Raw genomic sequence first — 16955 nt, 5'->3', positions numbered from 1 at the left:
TCCACCGCCCCGCGAAGCGATCGGCGGCGGGCCCACGGAGAGCGACAACGCTCTGCCGCACCGCCGCATTCCAGGACCCCCCGGTCCGCTCCCGAGCGGGCCCGGACGCGCCGGCAGCTGTCCGTGCCACGGAGGGTCAGGACGTCGGTGGCCGGCGGCCGGCACGCAGGGCGCGCAGTCCGAGCACGCCAACCGTGGTGCCGATGGCCAGCGACGCCGCGATCAGCAGGGCGTGGATCCAGAGGAACCCGGTCGCCGGGAAGTCCCCGACCACCCCGGTCGACCAGGAGCGCGGGTCCTTCCAGATCGCGACGGCGAACCGCGGCCAGATCACCCAGGTCCAGACACCGACGCCGATGAGGAAGTACGCCCAGCCGCGCGACAGCACCATGGCGACCGAGTATGCCACCGGACCAGCGCCGGGACGGCTGGCCGGCGGAACCGGTGCGTGGCCCGCACCCGTAGCGCGGCGCGGGCCACGCCACGTCGATCAGAAGCAGGTGCCGATCCCGCCGATCGCCGGGTTCGCCCGGTCGTGGTAGTGGATGGCGCCGGACGGGTCCGCCATGAAGCCGCCCCAGATGGTGCAGCCGCCACGCACGTACGCCCTCGCCGGACCCGCCGCGTAGAGCCTGCCGGCGTCGTCGACCTGGGTGGGCAGGTACTGCGCGGAGAGGTAGACCTGGGTCCGGGTGAGCGCGCCGACGTACGCGGACTTAACGGTGACGGTGCAGCCGTACCCGGTGAGGGTGTTGTACATCAGGTAGACCGTGCCGAGCCGCTCCCGGCTCTCCGCGTGGTGGATGGGGTCCTGGTCCCGCACGACATAGCCCAGACCGCAGAGGGACTGGGGAGTGACGGGGTTGACGGCGGCCCGCGCGGCGGCTCCCACCCCACCGACAAGCCCCACCGCGAGCGCGATCACGATTGCGGTTCGACGAACGGCACCGAACATGTCTGTCGCCTTTCTCGGTCCGACGGATGCGGGACCAGAATGGCGGCGCGGAGTGGCTCCCCGAATGTGCCGCGGAGCCATTCCCGATCATCGTCCGGTGTGCCGACCGCCAATTCGGGGCCGGTTGAGCTGCGACAACCTTCGAGGCTACATTGATGGCGGTCGAATATGACGAATTTCGCAGGCAGGTGTTCCCGAGAAACACACATTGCCGGTGTGGTTCCGTCGTAGCCCGCTGTTTCCGCCGGGGACGGGTCAGGCCCGAGTGGTCAGGCGCGGGCCGCGAGGGCCACCGAGAGCCGGCCGAGGAACGCGCGGATGCTCTCCTCGCTGTGCGGCGCCTCGACCTGGTCGTTGAGCGGCCCCTGGTACCGCAGCGCCTCGGTGAGCGCGCCCAGGGTCTCGGCGGGGTCACCGGGGTAGAGCCCGCCGACCACCCCGTCGGCGACCCGGGTGACCACCGCGTCGTCGAGGGCCGGGTCGAACTGGATCCCGTAGAGGATCCCGTTGACGTGGCCCTTCCAGTTCTCCGTGCCCATGTTCCGCTGTCTCCCCTAGAAGATCCGGCTGCCGTCCCAGCTGTGGATCGGGACGTCGCCGAGGCCGTTGCGCTTGAACTCGGCGTCGAGATTGGCCATGTGGCTCGCGTCGGGCTGGTAGTGGCCGCTCCGCGCGGTCGCGAGCTGGACCCTACCGTCCCGGACGACCAGCTCACCCGCCGCCGCCACGGGCTGGCCGTTGCCGAGCGTGGAGTGGTGGAAGTCGCCGACCTTCTGGTAAGTGGACGCGTAGATGTTGCCGTTGCGGTCCATCACGAAGATCGCCTGGCCGTTGCCGCTGAAGACGGTGCTCGAGGCGGACGTGTCGTACGGTGTGCCGTCCTTGGCGCTGCGCAGGATCCCGTCACCGTCGAAGAAGACCCGATGCTCCTCCAACTGTTCCGGGGTGAGCCGGCGCACCGGCGTCGGGAAGAAGCCGCCGGGAAGATGCTCGTTTCGGTACTTGTCGAGCATCGGCTTCGTGTTGTGGTAGCGGGGTGTCATGTGCGGGCCGGGGATGCCCGGCTTCGGGGCGCCGCCGGGGCCGCGGCCCTTCCCGGTGAACCGGCGCAGCAGTCGCTTCGCCCGCTTCAGCAGCTGCGGGATGATCTCCTTGACGACCCGCTCCACGACCTCCTTGACGATCCGCTGGATCGCCATCCGGGCGACGCCGATCGCGACCGGGATCTGGGCGAGTGAGGCGCCGAGGCTGGGCGCCGCCGCCGCGAGCGCGATCGCCACCTGCACCACGAGGATCGTCAGCTGGATGATCACGAGGATCTTCTGCGTGAGCGTGATGATCGCCATCACGAGCAGGGCCATGCCGATCAGCTCGGCTGCCTGCGCGCCGTCCTCCATGCGGCGCGGCGGGCCCTCCTCGCCCCGCCAGGCCTGCTCGAACGCCCGGACGTCGTCGCCGCTGTTGACGCCGAAGACCTGCGACGAGCCCTTCTCCGCGTCCCCCACGGCGGTACGCAGCCGCCCGGCGAACGCGAACCACATCTGCGACGCCTCGAACAGCAGTTCCTCGTCGGCGGTCGGCCAGGTGAAGCCGACCCAGCCCAGGGCCTCCGCCAGCTCAGGGGGCAGCTGCATACCCACCGGGCAGCTCCATCCGGTTGAAGAGTTCCGCGTTCGTGGTCTCGATCGCCTCGTAGGCGTCCGCGCCGTGGTTGAGGTTCCCCGCGACCTCCAGCAGCTGGTCGGCCATCGACCGGTAGACGTCGAGCGCCTGCGTCAGCACCTCGACGTAGACGGCGCCGAAGAGCGACCCCGCCTCGTCGGAGCCCCACGGGCTGCCCGAGCCGGTGACGGTGCCTTCGAGGCTGGCCACCTCCGCGCCGAGCTGCTGGCCCGTGGCCTCGAGCGATCCGGCCGCGGCGCGCAACGCCGCGACGTCGACCTGGATCCCGTCGGACATGGGTTCACCGCCGGTCGATCCGCCGGGTGGCGGCGTCGAGGTCGCTGATCATCCGGTCGAACCCGCGGAACGCCTCCTCCGAGACGCGCTCCAACTGCCGGGCCAGAGCGGCCGTGTCCGGTGCCGCCGCCGCACCGAGCGTCTCGGCGCGCCGGGTCCGCTCGTCGTCCTGCGCCGCTCGTACGGCCTCGACCACGTACTGGGCGATGGCGCTGGTGCCGGCACGCAGCAGGCTCGGGTCGATCACCAGCGACTCCAGCCGGCCGAACGCCGAGACCTCCGCCTCGACCAGACCGTCCCCGCCGGCACCGCGGCCCACCATCTCCTCGGCGGCCGGTGGGTTCTCCGGCCCGCCCGGCTGCACCGTGCCGGCGCCGGTGGCCTGGCCCAGCAGCCGCATCGCCTCTTCCAGCGACCGGCCCAACCCGGACGGATCGATGCCCCCCATGCCCATCACCCCACGGTCCGTTTCCGTCTCTCCCCAGGACGCGCGAGACTACCAACGGGCACAGCGCCGCCGCAGCCCCGATGTCGTCTGTGGAGCGTCCGTCGTCACCCGTCGTGCACTGGAGGAACCCGTCCGTGTCGCACATCGAGAAGATCACCGTCCAGCTCCGTACCCTGTCGGCCGGCGTCGAGCGGGCGCAGGCGCTGACCGCGACCGCCGACCAGCAGGCCCAGGAGGTCGCGCTCCGCGCCGCCGGCGCCGGCTTCGCGGCGGTCGCGGCGGGAATGACACGGGTACGCGGTGCGATCGCCGCCGTCCAGGGGCGGCTGAGCGGCCTCGCCACGTCGATCGGTGAGGCGGCGACGGCGACGGCGGCCGTTCCCCGTGAGGCCACCCCGGAAGAAACGGTCGCCGGGCTGGGCCCGGTGCGGGACGGCATCGTCGGCGCGCGGGCGGCGTCGAGCGCGACCGTCAGCCAGGTCGGCGACGCGCAGCGGCTCGTGACGCTGGTCCTGCAGGGCGGGCAGCCGGGGCCGCTGCTACAGGGGCTGGAGAGCGTCAAGCAGGTCCTCGTGCAGGTGGTGCAGCGCACCACGGCGGCCGAGCGGTCTGTCGAGGCGGCGGTCGCCGAGGCCCGGCAGACCGGCGCGCCGGGCGCGTGAGCGTACGCCGGCGCGCCGTCCGGTCAGGCGGTTCCCGCGTGTGGTCCGAGCTGTCCCTGCGGTGCCGGTGCCGCGCCCGCCCGGTCGCGGCCGGGCCTGCTCGGCCGTGCGTCAGCCGCGGCCGAGAGCCCGGGCGAACTGGCGGATGTCGTCGACCAGCAGGCCGGGCTGCTCCAGCCCGGGGAAGTGGCCGCCCCGCTCGTACTCGGTCCACCGCACGATGTTCGGGAACGCCTGGTCGGCCCAGGCCCGGACGGGCTGCGACGGGTCGTGCGGGAACACCGCCACCCCCAACTGCACCGGCACCGGGGGCTGCCGTCGCGGCGCGTCGCTGACGGGGAGCATGTCGGCGGTCTCGAAGTACAGCTGGGCCGCGGAGCCCGCAGTGCGGGTGAACCAGTAGAGCGAGACGTTGGTGAGCAGCCGGTCCCGGTCGACGGCGTCCTCGGGGCTCTTGCCGGAGTCGGTCCACTCCTTGAACTTCTCGACGATCCAGGCGAGCTGCCCGACGGGCGAGTCGGTGAGCGCGTACGAGACGGTGACCGGCCGGGTCGCCTGGAGCTTCATGTAGCCGGACTCCTCGGCGAGGAATCGCCCCAGCCGGGCCAGCCGCCGGCCGGTGTCCTCGTCGAGCGCGCCCAGCTCCCGAGGGTCGCCGGGAGGAGGCGTGATGAGGAAGTTGACGTGCGCGCCGATCGCGTGCCGGGCGTCCGTCGCGGCGAGGGTGACCGTCACCCAGGACCCGAAGTCGGTGCCCTGCGGCAGGTAGCGGTCGTATCCGAGCCGGCTCATCAGCTCCGCCCACGCCCGGGCGATGCGGGGCACACCCCATCCGGTCTCGGTGAGGGGGTTGGAGAAGCCGTACCCGGGAAGTGACGGGATCACCACGTGGAACGCGTCCGCCGGGTCGCCGCCGTGGGTACGCGGATCGGTCAGCGGCCCGATGAGGTCGACGTACTCCAGGAAGCTGCCCGGCCAGCCGTGCGTGAGGACGAGCGGCGTCGCGTCCGGCTCGGGGGACCGGACGTGCAGGAAGTGCACGGTGGCGCCGTCGATCTCGGTGCGGAACTGGGGGTACCGGTTCAGCTCCGCCTCGGCCGCCCGCCAGTCGTACCCGGACCGCCAGTACTCCGTCAGCTCCCGCAGGTACCCCTGGGGCACGCCGCGTTCCCAACCGTCGACGCCCGGCTCGGGCGGCCAGCGGGTGTCGGCGAGGCGCCGGCGCAGATCGTCGATCTCGGCCTGCGGAATCTCGATACGGAACGGCTCCATCCCAGCGCCTCCCCGGTCACGGCACGCACGAGAGCCCTCATCGTCGGCCGGCGTACGCGGACCGCGCACCTTCCAACGTGCGCACCTCGGAAAATCGTGCGTCGCCGCACCGCCTGGCGCCGCGCCGATACCTAGGACTACTATGCATTGCAGTTCTAGGGTTACGGCTCGGAGGTCTCATGAGGGTCACCAAGGATCTGGTCGCCGCCTCGGCCACACCTCTGGTGCTGGGCATCCTCTCCGAGGGGGAGAGCTACGGCTACGCCATCCTCAGACGGATCAACGAGCTGTCCGGGGGAGAACTCGACTGGACCGAGGGACTGCTCTACCCGCTGCTGCACCGGCTCGAGCGCCTCGGCTACGTGGAGTCGAACTGGCAGTCGGTGACGGGGGAGCGGCGGCGCAAGTACTACCACATCACCGGCAAGGGCCGGACCGAGCTTGCCGAGCAACGCCGCCAGTGGGACACGGTGGTGAGCGCGCTCAAGGAGATCTGGCACGGCCCCGGGGATTCCAGGCCGTTCGGGGCGATCCCCGTAGGAGGGCCGGCATGACCACCGCCGACAGTCAGGACGGCCTGGAGGCCCAGTTCGCGCAGTGGCGCCAGTACGTGCAGCGCCGGCGAGAACTCCAGCGGGCCGACGCCGAGGAACTCGAGGACCACCTCCGGGGCTCCGTCGACGAGTTGGTCGGCGTCGGCCTGCGCGCCGACGAGGCGTTCCTGGTCGCGGTCAAACGCATGGGCAGCCTCGACGACCTGTCCCGCGAGTTCGCCCGGGAGCATTCGGAACGGCTGTGGAAGCAACTGGTGCTGACCGGCGACACCGACAACCCGGTGGCGGCCACCCGGTCACGCCGTGACCTGCTCGCGATGGTCGTCTGCGCAGCGGGCGCGGCGGCGTCGGTCAAGGTGCCGGAGCTGTTCGGGATGAGCCTCGAAGAGGACGGCTCCTTCTACGGCCCGAACGCCGCCCTGTTCGCACTGCCCTGGCTGGCGGCCTTCCTGGCGTGGCGCCGTCAGGCCACGAAGGCGCTGATCGGTGTCCTGGTGGCGTTGTTCGCGCTCGGCGCCGTGGCGGCCAACGCCTACCCGCTCCGGGACGACTCCCAGTCGCTGGTCCTGACCAGCATCCATCTCCCCATCGCCCTGTGGTTCGTCGTCGGTCTCGCCTACGTGGCCGACGACCTGCGCTCGTCGCGCCGACGCATGGACTTCATCCGCTTCACCGGCGAATGCTTCATCTACTACGTCCTCATGGCCCTCGGTGGGGGCGTGCTGGTCGCGTTCATGTTCGGGACGTTCGAGGCCATCGGGGTCTCCCCGGAGTACTTCATCTCACGGTGGCTGCTGCCCTGCGGTGCCGCGGCCGCGTTGGTGGTGGCCGGGTGGCTCGTCGAGGCCAAGCAGAGTGTCGTCGAGAACATCGCCCCCGTGCTCACCCGACTGTTCACCCCCCTGTTCACCGCTGCGCTGCTGGCCTTCCTCGTGGCCCTCGTCGTGACCAACGCCGGCATCGACGTCGAGCGGGAAGCGCTGATCCTGTTCGACCTTCTGCTGGTCGTCGTGCTGGGATTGCTGCTCTACTCGATCTCCGCCCGCGACCCGCTGGCTCCGCCCGGCCTGTTCGACCGGCTCCAGCTCGCCCTCGTGGTCAGCGCGCTGGTCATCGACGTGCTGGTGCTGGTGGAGATCACCGGGCGCATCACCGAGTACGGCACCACCCCCAACAAGGCGGCGGCCCTCGGGGAGAACGTCGTCCTGCTGGCCAACCTCGCGTGGTCGGCGTGGCTGGTGCTGGGTTTCGTCCGCCGTCGTACGCCGTTCGCCGCACTCGAGCGGTGGCAGACCGGGTACCTGCCGGTGTACGCGGTGTGGGCCTGGATCGTGGTCCTGGTCCTCCCCCCGTTGTTCGATCACCTCTGACCGGTCGGCAACGGCCCCGACTCCCACCCTGCCTGCGGAAACCGACGAGTACCCGGTCCACGGCACTCCGCCGTCCGGCAGCGTCTACGCTGTGACCGAGAAAGGCGGATCGTGGTCGTTACGTGTTGCCGGGCGCTGACTCCTCGCCTGTCGAGGGTCGGCCGATGAGCTCAGTCGCATTCCTCAACATCGCCATGCACGGGCACGTGAACCCGACACTGCCGGTCGTGGCCGAGCTTGTCCGTCGTGGCCACGCCGTCACCTACCACACGACGCCCGCCCACGCCGAGAAGATCGCGGCCACCGGCGCGCGGGTGCTCCTCTACTCCGGGGACGACGTACCGCTCGCTGGCCCGCCCACGCCGGTCACGGTGATGGAACAGCTCGCGCGCACCGCCGTACGCGTGCTGCCCGCCGTCCTCACCGATCTGCGCGGCACCCGGCCCGATCTGATCGTGCACGACTCGCTCTGCCCGTGGGGGCCGGTGGCCGCCCGGGAACTCGACGTGCCGGCGGCCTCGTCGTTCACCACGTTCGCGTTCAACCGACACGTGCCCAGCCCCACCCATGCCTCCTGGGAGCTGCTGGCCGCCGCGGCGGCCCGACCCCGCCACGCCGGGGGGTACCTGAAGTCGCGCTGGGAGCTGCGCCGCCGGTACGACACGCGTGGGGTGCCCCTGATCGACCTGGCGAACATCCGTCAGCCGCTGAACCTCGTCTACACCTCGCGGGCGTTCCACCCGGAGGCCGACAGTTTCGACCAGTCCTACCGGTTCGTCGGCCCGAGTGTCGGTGCCCGCGCGGCCGACCCGTCGTTCCCGATCGACCGACTGCGGGATCCGGTGCTGTACGCCTCGCTGGGCACGGTGTTCAAGGCCGACCCGCAACTGCTGCGCGGCCTTGCCGACGCGCTCGCCCCGCTGGGCGGCACCGTGATCGTCTCCACCGGGAACACCGATCCCGCCGCGCTCGGCCCGCTGCCGGCCAACGTGATCGCCCACCGGTCCGTACCGCAGCCGGAGGTGCTGGCCCGCGCGGCGCTGTTCGTCACCCACGGCGGGGTGAACAGCGTCAACGAGGCCCTGTACGCCGGCGTCCCCATGCTGGTGGTACCGCAGGGCGCCGACCAGATGTTGGTGGCTTCCCGCATCGTCGAACTCGGTGCCGGCCTCTCGATCCGCACCGAGGACGTCACCGTGGACGTCGTACGCGCCACCGCCCGACGTCTGCTCGACGAGCCCCGGTTCCGCGCCGCCGCGAGCACCCTCCAGGCTGCCCAGCGTCAGGCCGGCGGCTATTCGCGCGCCGCCGACGAGCTCGAACGCTATGCGCAGCAGGCCGGGACGCTCACTCGGTCGGGATCCGGCGACCTGCGACGGCAGGGCTGACCGATGTCCCCCTTCGTCGCCATCCTTCTGCTGTTCGCCGGGCTCTCCGAGGCCGCCGGCCGTCTGGTACCCGTGGTGGCCCGTCTGTCCGGCGCGTCGCGCACCAGGGTGATCGCGTTGATGCTGGCCGGCGCGGTGGTCGACGGCGCGGTGTTCGCGCTCTGGCCGCTGTCCGCGTGGACCCTTGCCGAGCTGGTGCTGACCGCGGCACCCTCCGAACCGCCCGACGAGGCCGCGCTGGTCTGGACACCGGGCCTGGCCGCCCCGCTGCTGCTCGCCGCGGTCCTCGCGTTCCCGCTGCTCGGGCCGCTGCTGCACTTCGTGCTCATGCTGGGAGTGGGGGCCGGCCTCGCCGGTGCGCTCGCCACGGTGGCCGGGATCGACTGGTGGGACGCAGCCGGCTGTGTAGCCGTCGCAGGGGTCGGCCTCGCCGTTGCCGTCGAGGGCGTCCGCCGACTGGTCGTGTGGCTCCAAACGACAAGAGCACCGAAGCCAGCGACATGATCGAGTTCGCGCTCCTGCTGCTGCTCGCCGGGCTCGGACCGGTCCTGCTCGCCGAGGCTCTGCTCGCCCGCTACGAGGTGCTCGCCTATGCCGCAGGCTGGCGGGCTCCCACCACCGACCTCCCCACCGGCATGCCGTACGCCCGGGGCGCGGACCCGGACCGCCCACCGGACGCCTACCTCGTCTATCTGGACGGCATCGGGAAACGCCGCTTCCACGACACCCGTGACGGCGGCCGACTGGTCAAGTGCCTGATCAACGGCGCGCCGGAACTCCGGGTGCTGGGCCAGGTGCAGCCCTACTCCCCGCTGGCCCACCCGCTAGCCGACCGGCCGGTGTGGAAGTGGGTGCGTCGCCACGTCGGGCTGCTGCTGTTCCTGCACAACGTGATGCAGATCTTCGTCGCCGCCGACCGCCGGTACCGTCCCCTGTACAACCGTGCCGTCGGAACGCAGATCGCCACCCAGCTCCGGCTCGCCGGCTACCGGCGGGACAGCGGCATCCCCGTGGTGATGCTCAGTTACAGCGGCGGCGCGCAGGTCGCCACCGGCGCGGTGGACGAGCTGTGGTCCCAGCTGCGCACGCCGCTCTGGCTGATCACTCTCGGCGGGTTCCACAACGGCGCCAACGACATCTCCCACGCCCGGCACCTCTACCGGCTCACCAGCACCGGCGACTGGATCGAGCGAGTGAGCACCTGGATCTTCCCGCAGCGGTGGCGACTGTTCCGCCGGAGCGGATGGAACCGCGCTGACCGCGAAGGAAAGATCACCGTGCACCGGCTCGACCCGGCCACCCACGTCGGTCCGGACAGCTACATCAGCCCGGGGACCCGGCTTCCCGATGGTCGCAGCTATCTCGACCAGACGGCCGACACCGTGATCGCGCTGATCCGGGACTGCTGCAGCGCGAAGTCGGGAACCGACGGCCCGCTGCCCTGAACGCCCCCATCCGCGAAACACAGCGTGTCACGCCCAAGGCGGGCAGTGGGTCAGGAGGCCGTGGCGGGCTTCCTGGTGGGGTCGGCCGAGGTGACGCCGTGAGCGGGGCGGCGGGTCAGGACCTGGGGGCCGGCAGCCGTGATGGCGACGGTGTGTTCGGAGTGGGCGGTGCGGGAGCCGTCGGCGGAGCGGATCGTCCAGCCGTCGTTGTCGAAGGTGATTTTGTCGGTGGAGCGGCAGAACCAGGGCTCGATGGCGATGGTGAGGCCGGGGACGAGTTTCATGCCGCGGCGGGCGCGGCCGTTGTTGGGGACGTGCGGGGCCTCGTGCATGGTTCGGCCGATGCCGTGGCCGCCGAACTCGGCGTTGACGCCGTAGCCGTAGGCGTGGGCGACCTCGCCGATCGCGGCGGAGACGTCGCCGAGGCGGCCGCCGGGCTGGGCGGCGGTGATGCCGGCCTCCAGTGCGACCTCGGTGGCCTCGATCAGCTTCAGGTCGGCCGGGTCGGGGGTGCCGACGATGACGGAGAGCGCGGAGTCGGCGACCCAGCCGTCGATGCTGGCCGCCATGTCGATGCTGAGCAGGTCGCCGTCCCGCAAGACATAGTCGTGCGGCAGCCCGTGCAGCACCGCGTCGTTGACCGACAGGCACAGCACGTTGCGGAACGGGCCGCGGCCGAACGAGGGAGCGTAGTCCCAGTAGCAGGATTCGGCGCCGCGTTCCTTGATCCGGCGGCGGGCGTGGTGTTCGAGGTCCATCAGGTTGACGCCGACTGCGGCGACGTCGCTCAACTCGGCGAGCAGCTCGCCGACGAACTGGCCGGTCACCGCCATCCGGCCGATCTCCTCGGCGGACTTGAGCTCGATCACGACAGCCTCCCCTCGGTCTGCGGTATTTTTATACCACGCCGGGTCGGGAGGCTCGGAGGGATATCCTGCTGGCATGGTTCGCCAACCACTCACCGCCGAACAGATCGCAGCGGGCCAACGCCTCGGAGCCGCCCTCCGGGCCGCGCGGGCCGGCCGAAGCCTCGTCGAGGTGGCCGTGGCAGCCGGCATCTCCCCCGAGACGCTGCGCAAGATCGAGGCGGGCCGCCTTCCCGCGCCGGCGTTCGGCACGGTGGTCTGCCTCAGCCAGGCCCTCGACGTCCCCCTCAGCGACCTGGCCGACGTCTGGCTGGCCGACATGCCCGTCCGCCAGGCGTCGTAGCGACCAGCCGCCCAAGTACGGCGCGCCAACATGGTCGCCGTTCATGCGACGGCGGCACGATTGCGGCGTGCCGGGATCACCCGGACGGGCTCGCAGCCCGCGGGGTGCACAACAAGACCGCGTCTCGGATCCAGGAGGGGCTGTGGAACGGGTTACCGGCATCGGCGGGGTCTTCTTCCGCGCCAACGACCCTGACCGAATCAATCACTGGTACGCCACCCACCTCGGCGTTGATCTCGCGCCAGAGTCGTACGACGTTTCCTCATGGTGGCAGCAGTCCGGCCCGACCGTCCTGGCCGCCATGTCGGCGGACTCCGAACACTTCGGCGGTTCCGAGCACTCCTGGTCACTGAACTTCCGAGTGGCCGACCTGGACGCGATGGTCGGCCAGCTGCGTGGTGCGGGTATCGACGTCGAGGTCGACCCTGAGGAATACCCGAACGGCAGATTCGCCAGCCTGCGCGACCCAGAGGGCAATGTGGTCCAGCTCTGGGAGCCGGCAGGGTCCGACAGCCGCGGGCCCCGCCGACACTGACCTCGGCCGAGCTCAACGCCTTTGCTCGTCAATGCCATGCTCGGCGCGTGACGCCATCCCACCATCAGCGTCATGAACCGTTCATGGTGTCGTCCCGCAGTTCCGTCGGCCGCGTGCGGGTGCCGTCCGGCCACGAAACGAATCTGTGGGCTTGGCGCGGATCGCCACAGCGAGGCGACGTCATCACCGTGGCCTACATCGAGGAACGCAACCGGGCTACGGATGCCCGCGTGTTCGTTCCGACATGCCTGCGGATGGCCCATGAGTCCAAAGATCACCTGGCTTGGAACCGGCCGGTCAGGCGATAGGCGGCGTGCATTTCCAGGACAACTCGGGTCTGTGCCTGCAGCGGGCCCGGCGGTGTAGCGGGATCAGCGAAAGCCACGTCGAGCACCTCGGTGCTCTCCGGCTCGATCACTCCTGACCATCGTCGGGCTTCGAAGCACATGGCGAAGCAGTGCATGCGGTCGCCGTTGGGGTAGGTGATGACGTGAACGCCTGGCTCAGAGAGGCACCCAAAGGCAACGAGATCGGAGCCTTCGACTATCAGTCCGGTCTCCTCTCGGACCTCGTCGATGGCGGTGCCGACGAAGCTTCCTCCCGGCTCGGCCGCCCCTGCCGGTATCTCCCACAGACCAGAGTCACGACGTCGCTGGAACAGGACGCGTTCGGCCGAGTCGAGGAGGACGACCTGCGCCCCGGGCATGAGTAGCAGTCGAGACCCGACCAACTGCCGAAGTTGCCAGGTGTAGGAACCGGCGTAGCCCATCCGATGATCGAACCAGACGGCTGGCATCGTCGGATGGACGGCTACCGTCGGGGAACCCTGCCTGCTCGTCCGGTGCCGCGTGCCTCCCTGTCGGCCGGAACTGCCAGTTCCCCGGCGGTAGGGCAGAACGGCCGCTACCGCCGGGGGGCCTCCAGGTCAGTGGGCCGACAGCGTTCCGCTGATCTCGTTCGGCACTGCGGGCAGCTCCACCGATCCGACGAGCTTGCCGGTGGTGAGGTCGAGCCGGTGCACCTTCTTCACGGCCGGCTCGGTGATGTAGGCGGTGTCGCCGCGGACGAACAGGGCCGGGCGGGGCTCCTGCCACTTCATCGGCTCCTTCCAGGCGGCGACGACGGGCCACGCGTTGGTGATCGTGCCGGTGGCGGGGTCGACGACGTGCAGCTTGCCGTCGGTACCCAGGATCAGGCCCTCGCCCTTGGGGCCGCGGGCCAGGGAGCGGAAGCTGTAGCTGACGCCCTCGGGCATCGGCACCACCTTGAGGGAGTTCGTGGCGGTGTCGATGAGCGCGAACTGCTCGGGGAACTCACGCTCGGCGTCCGGGTCGATCTTGTAGTCGCCGAGCAGGACGGGCGAGGCCTCGCTGCCGACCTGGGTGCCGACGGCACCGTACGCCCGGTCGCTCTTGACCTTGACGAAGGCGCCGTTCTTGAACAGCAGGACCCCGTCCTTGCAGCCGAGCCCGACGACCTCGCCCTGGGCGACGGCTTCGCCGTGGACGCCGGGGCACTCCTCACTGCGGGCGATCTCCTTGCCGTCCTTGTCGAGCGCGATCGCGCCAGGGCGGGATTCCTCGGTGCCGAGGGTGACCACGAGGGTGCCGTCGCCCAGCTCGACCGCCACGCCGTGGTGCGGCTGGGCGGTCTTGTACTGGCGTCCGGTGGGCTTGCCGTCGGCGAGGCCCGTCGGGTCGAAGCTGTGCACCTCTCCGGTGCCGTCGGTGAACAGGACGGTGCGGTCACCGTGCAGCACGACGTGACCGGGCTTCGCGCCGGGGTACGTGATGTCGGTCAGCTTTCCGGCAGCCGCGTCGAGCACCTGGAAGCCGGCCTCGGTGGAGACGATGACGCCGGTGTCGTTGCCGGCCGGGTTGATCCGGTTGAACCCGTCGAGGGCGACGGTGTGCGCCACCTTCAGGGTCTCGCCGTCGAGCACGTGGATGCCGCCCTCGTAGGTGACCGCCACCGGCTCGTTCACCGAAGCGGTGGCCGACGACGCGGAGGGGGCTCCACTCTCGCCCGTCGTTTCGGACCCGCAGGCGGCGAGCGCCAGCGATGCGGCCATGAGCGCGACCAGACCACGGCTGTTGGGTCGGTTCACTGAAACGTCCTCTCTTTAGTGCAACTGGCAATCGTTTTCAGTAACCTACACGGAGGTCCGCATGTCGAAGCCGCCAGGGGTCAGGTTCCGCTCAGGGCGCCGATGATCGCTTCGGCGTTGAAGCGCATCATGGCCAGGTAGCTGGCGGCCTCGCCGTCCGCGTCGCTGAGCGATTCCGAATACAGCCCGACGACGCGTACCGTGATGCCGGCCTCGGCGGCCAGGACCTCGGCGAGGCGGGCGGGTTGCGCGGTGTCGGCGAAGACGGCCGGCACCCGGTGGGTCTCGATGGCGGTGACCAGCGAGGCGAGGTCGGACGCGCTCGGCGAAGCCAGGGTGGTTCCACTGGGGATGATCGCGCCGACGACCGTGAGGTCGTAGCGGTCGGCCAGGTAGCCGAAGACGTGGTGGTTGGTGACCAGGACCCGACGCTCCGCCGGGATCGCGGCGAAACGCTCGGCAAGCCTCGCGTCGAGTTCGCGGACCTCGTTCGCGTACGACTCGGCGCGCCGGCGGACGACGCCGCCGTCCACGCCGTCGACATGCCTGACGATCTCGTCGGTCAGCAGCCGCACCGCGGTGACCACGCGCGCCGGATCGGTCCAAAAATGCGGATCCGGAAGCCCTGCGGCGTCGCCGTCCCGGTACTCCATCGGATCGATCCTCGCGCCCACCTCCACGGTGGGAACACCCTCGGCCTTCGCCGCCTCCACCTGGTGCAGCACGCCCTCCTCCAGGCCGAGACCGTTGTAGACGACCAGGTCGGCCGTCTGCATGGCGTGCGCCTCCCGTGCCGAGATGGCGAACGAGTGCGGGTCGGCGTTCGGCTTCATGAGCACGCTGACCTCGGCCTGGTCACCGACGATCTCCGCGACGACGTCCCCGAGGATGTTCGTGGTCACGACAATGCGAGTCCGCGTCGGCGAGGTGCAGGCGGCGCCGCCGGCCAGCAGGGCAGCCGCGGCGACGAGCGCTGCCAAGAGTCTCCTGGTCCTCATCGACCGACCTCCACGACGAGGTCCGGTCGTTCGGTGACCCGCAGCTTGCGGGCGGTGCGCAGTCCGTCGCGGTAGTCGATCTCGTGGATGAGCCGGGCGGCCGGCTCGGCCAGGTAGGCACGGTCGACATCCAGGGTCAGGTTCGCGGCCGGCACGGACGTCTGCGCGAGCACCTTTCCGGTCCCGAGGTCGTAGCTGATCAACGTGCCCGACCGGTCGAGGGCGAGCACCGTACTACCGTCGGCCGGTGACGCCGCCGCCACCAGCTGGCGTCCTCCAGCCGGGAGGTATCGCAGGGTGGCCTTCGCCGCGTTCACCGACCAGATGCCGGCACGATCGGCGACCGCCGCCTCGTTGCTCCGCGGCCGGTACCCGAACGTGCCCGTCGGGACCGGGCCACGTGGGCTGGGCAGGGTCTTGGCCGTGAGCTTCTCGCCGTCGAGCTTGACGCGGACGAGACTGTTCTCGCAGGCGATGACCGCGCCGCCGCGCAACACCGCCCAGCCGCGCGGCGCCGCGCAGGGCGCCTCCAGGGCGCCGGTCGGTTCGCCGCGCTCGTTCATCGCGACGATCCGGTTCGCCGGCCGGCCGGGATCGTCGCCGACGGCGACGAGAAGCTGATCCGCGTACGGCACGGCCAGTGCGGTGGTGCTGCGAGAGTCGATCGTGGCGAGGGTGGCGACCTTGCCGGCTTCGAGTTCCCGGCGGTCGAGCACGGTGACCATCCCGTCGGCCGTACCGATGGTGGTGTGGGCCTCGAAGCCGGCGACCGTGGTTATCGGCGCGTCGAGCGTCAGAGTGCCGACCGAGCGGGCCGGCGCCCGGTAGTAGTGGACGTGGTCGGTGTGATCGACGGTCCAGACGCCGGCGTCGACGACCTCGAGTTCTCGGTTGCCGTCGTCGGCGTAGACGAAACGGCCGTCCTCGGTGATCCGCTCCGCACCGAGCGAGAGGCCGACCTCCCTCTCCGACCCGGTGGCCAGATCGAGCAGGTGCAGCCGCCGGGCCCCGCGGGTCAGGTACGCGATGGCGGACTGGGCCTCGGCCACCTCCTCGGCACCGGCGACGTAGCCGTGCGGCGTCTCCTCGGCGGCCGGCGGATCACCCGACGAGCCGCACGCGGACACCGCGAGCGTGACACCCAGGGCGGCGGCAGCGGCGAGGCCCCTGACGTTGGTGACGATCACGAAATTCCTTCCAGTGAGGGGTTCGGGCCCGGCGCCCGGCGTCGACCCAGCGCGGTCGTGACCCGGCGTGCACCGAGAATCGCGAAGAAGATCAGCACGGCGACGGCGGCGATCGTGGCGCCGGCGGCGGTCGCGGCGTACCAGGAGATCCACAGGCCGACCAGGGTGGCGGCCGAGCCGATCACGAAGCTGGCCAGCATCACCGCGGGCAGCCGGCGCGCCACCAGCATGGCCGCCGCCGACGGCGCGATCAGCATGCCGAAGGCGAGCAGCGTGCCGACCACGCTGAAGGCGACCGCCATCGTGACGGTCAGCAGCGCCAGCATCACCGCGTTGGCCAGGTCCGGTCGCAAACCCAGTGTCCGGGCCTTACGTGGGTCGAAGGTCAACGCGAGGAACGGCCGGTAGCACGCGGCGGTGACCGCCGCGACCACGGCGACGGCCGCGGCCAGCATCAGCAGGTCGGGCTGCCGGATCGCGAGTACGTCGCCGAACAGGAAGGCCGTCAGGTCGGTCGCGAACGACCGCGAGTGCGACACGATGATGACCCCGACCGAAAGCATCCCCACGAACAGCAGCCCGATGCTGGTGTCCCGCCCGAACTCCCGGCTGTGCCGAAGGGCGTTGACCCCGGCCGCCATGGCGAAGGCGCTGGCAGCGGCGCCGACCACGAGGTTCCCGCCGACGATCGACGCGATCGCCACTCCCGGCAGCATGCCGTGGCTCATCGCCTCCCCCAGGAACGTCATCCCGCGGGCGATCACCCACACGCCGACCAGCGCGCACGCCGCGGCCAGCAGCACGCCACCGACGAGCGCACGGACGACGAAGGAGACGGTGAACGGCTCGATCAGGGACGACATCAC

General features: G+C 70.8%; 21 protein-coding genes. 8 read left to right on the top strand and 13 right to left on the bottom strand.

Going from position 1 to position 16955, the window contains the following annotated elements; genetic code table 11:
• Positions 1–136 precede the first annotated feature (136 nt).
• From ACN26Y_RS08660 to ACN26Y_RS08635, 6 genes are all read right to left on the bottom strand, one after another.
• On the bottom strand, positions 137–409 hold the full coding sequence (locus ACN26Y_RS08660) for an SCO4848 family membrane protein (protein WP_422734572.1): 273 nt from the start codon (positions 407–409) through the stop codon (positions 137–139).
• Positions 410–490: 81 nt separating this feature from the next.
• Positions 491–955 (bottom strand): hypothetical protein, encoded by a 465-nt coding sequence (locus ACN26Y_RS08655; protein ID WP_155329777.1) that lies wholly within the window; start codon positions 953–955, stop codon positions 491–493.
• A 269-nt stretch (positions 956–1224) separates the two neighbouring features.
• On the bottom strand, positions 1225–1494 hold the full coding sequence (locus ACN26Y_RS08650; protein ID WP_155329776.1) for a hypothetical protein: 270 nt from the start codon (positions 1492–1494) through the stop codon (positions 1225–1227).
• A gap of 15 nt (positions 1495–1509) precedes the next feature.
• Positions 1510–2595, bottom strand: a complete 1086-nt coding sequence (locus tag ACN26Y_RS08645) for a hypothetical protein (protein WP_155329775.1) — start codon at positions 2593–2595, stop codon at positions 1510–1512.
• A complete protein-coding gene (locus ACN26Y_RS08640; protein WP_155329774.1) occupies positions 2573–2914 on the bottom strand; it encodes a WXG100 family type VII secretion target in 342 nt (113 codons plus the stop codon). The genes ACN26Y_RS08645 and ACN26Y_RS08640 overlap by 23 nt, the downstream gene beginning before the upstream one ends.
• Positions 2915–2918: 4 nt before the next feature.
• Entirely contained in the window at positions 2919–3362 is a 444-nt protein-coding gene (locus ACN26Y_RS08635; RefSeq protein ID WP_196255814.1) for a YbaB/EbfC family nucleoid-associated protein, read from the bottom strand.
• Positions 3363–3496: 134 nt separating this feature from the next.
• Between ACN26Y_RS08635 and ACN26Y_RS08630 the strand changes: the two genes are divergently transcribed.
• Complete coding sequence (locus ACN26Y_RS08630) at positions 3497–4024, top strand: DUF6244 family protein (RefSeq protein ID WP_155329772.1); 528 nt, start codon at positions 3497–3499, stop codon at positions 4022–4024.
• A gap of 111 nt (positions 4025–4135) precedes the next feature.
• Here ACN26Y_RS08630 and ACN26Y_RS08625 read toward each other — a convergent pair whose 3' ends face one another.
• Positions 4136–5296, bottom strand: a complete 1161-nt coding sequence (locus tag ACN26Y_RS08625) for an epoxide hydrolase family protein (RefSeq protein ID WP_155329771.1) — start codon at positions 5294–5296, stop codon at positions 4136–4138.
• Between the two features lie 179 nt (positions 5297–5475).
• On the opposite strand from ACN26Y_RS08625, the gene ACN26Y_RS08620 reads away from it, so the two are divergent.
• The 5 genes from ACN26Y_RS08620 to ACN26Y_RS08600 all read left to right on the top strand — a co-directional run bounded on the left by ACN26Y_RS08620 (position 5476) and on the right by ACN26Y_RS08600 (position 10053).
• The gene (locus tag ACN26Y_RS08620; protein WP_155329770.1) at positions 5476–5850 is read left to right on the top strand and encodes a PadR family transcriptional regulator; all 375 of its coding nucleotides are present in this window, start codon (positions 5476–5478) and stop codon (positions 5848–5850) included.
• Positions 5847–7220: a permease prefix domain 1-containing protein gene (locus tag ACN26Y_RS08615; protein ID WP_422734571.1), complete on the top strand. Its 1374-nt coding sequence runs from the start codon at positions 5847–5849 to the stop codon at positions 7218–7220. The genes ACN26Y_RS08620 and ACN26Y_RS08615 overlap by 4 nt, the downstream gene beginning before the upstream one ends.
• Positions 7221–7384: 164 nt before the next feature.
• Positions 7385–8608: a macrolide family glycosyltransferase gene (locus ACN26Y_RS08610; RefSeq protein ID WP_155329768.1), complete on the top strand. Its 1224-nt coding sequence runs from the start codon at positions 7385–7387 to the stop codon at positions 8606–8608.
• 3 nt (positions 8609–8611) lie between these two features.
• On the top strand, positions 8612–9112 hold the full coding sequence (locus tag ACN26Y_RS08605; protein ID WP_155329767.1) for a hypothetical protein: 501 nt from the start codon (positions 8612–8614) through the stop codon (positions 9110–9112).
• Positions 9073–10053 carry a hypothetical protein gene (locus ACN26Y_RS08600; RefSeq protein WP_230688931.1) on the top strand — a complete coding sequence of 327 codons (981 nt, stop codon included), beginning with the start codon at positions 9073–9075 and terminating at the stop codon, positions 10051–10053. Before ACN26Y_RS08605 ends, ACN26Y_RS08600 begins: the two co-directional genes overlap by 40 nt.
• A gap of 50 nt (positions 10054–10103) precedes the next feature.
• On the opposite strand, the gene map is transcribed toward ACN26Y_RS08600, so the two are convergent.
• Positions 10104–10922, bottom strand: a complete 819-nt coding sequence (gene map / locus ACN26Y_RS08595) for a type I methionyl aminopeptidase (protein WP_155329765.1) — start codon at positions 10920–10922, stop codon at positions 10104–10106.
• 73 nt (positions 10923–10995) lie between these two features.
• On the opposite strand from map, the gene ACN26Y_RS08590 reads away from it, so the two are divergent.
• Positions 10996–11262, top strand: coding sequence for a helix-turn-helix domain-containing protein (locus ACN26Y_RS08590; protein ID WP_155329764.1), 267 nt, complete (start codon positions 10996–10998; stop codon positions 11260–11262).
• 142 nt (positions 11263–11404) lie between these two features.
• Positions 11405–11797 (top strand): VOC family protein, encoded by a 393-nt coding sequence (locus ACN26Y_RS08585; protein ID WP_155329763.1) that lies wholly within the window; start codon positions 11405–11407, stop codon positions 11795–11797.
• A 274-nt stretch (positions 11798–12071) separates the two neighbouring features.
• On the opposite strand, the gene ACN26Y_RS08580 is transcribed toward ACN26Y_RS08585, so the two are convergent.
• The 5 genes from ACN26Y_RS08580 to aztB all read right to left on the bottom strand — a co-directional run bounded on the left by ACN26Y_RS08580 (position 12072) and on the right by aztB (position 16952).
• Complete coding sequence (locus ACN26Y_RS08580) at positions 12072–12593, bottom strand: NUDIX domain-containing protein (protein WP_230688930.1); 522 nt, start codon at positions 12591–12593, stop codon at positions 12072–12074.
• Between the two features lie 129 nt (positions 12594–12722).
• Complete coding sequence (aztD, locus tag ACN26Y_RS08575; protein ID WP_422734570.1) at positions 12723–13904, bottom strand: zinc metallochaperone AztD; 1182 nt, start codon at positions 13902–13904, stop codon at positions 12723–12725.
• Between the two features lie 80 nt (positions 13905–13984).
• Positions 13985–14902 carry a zinc ABC transporter substrate-binding protein AztC gene (gene aztC, locus ACN26Y_RS08570; protein ID WP_155329761.1) on the bottom strand — a complete coding sequence of 306 codons (918 nt, stop codon included), beginning with the start codon at positions 14900–14902 and terminating at the stop codon, positions 13985–13987.
• On the bottom strand, positions 14899–16089 hold the full coding sequence (locus ACN26Y_RS08565) for a hypothetical protein (protein WP_155329760.1): 1191 nt from the start codon (positions 16087–16089) through the stop codon (positions 14899–14901). Before ACN26Y_RS08565 ends, aztC begins: the two co-directional genes overlap by 4 nt.
• A complete protein-coding gene (aztB, locus tag ACN26Y_RS08560; protein ID WP_155334002.1) occupies positions 16086–16952 on the bottom strand; it encodes a zinc ABC transporter permease AztB in 867 nt (288 codons plus the stop codon). The genes ACN26Y_RS08565 and aztB overlap by 4 nt, the downstream gene beginning before the upstream one ends.
• Positions 16953–16955 lie beyond the last annotated feature (3 nt).

Source organism: Micromonospora sp. WMMD558, assembly GCF_049315255.1.
In the GTDB taxonomy this organism is placed as follows: Bacteria; Actinomycetota; Actinomycetes; order Mycobacteriales; family Micromonosporaceae; genus Micromonospora.
Note: the sequence above shows the minus strand (reverse complement) of the source record. Positions and strands in the feature narration are given on the sequence as shown.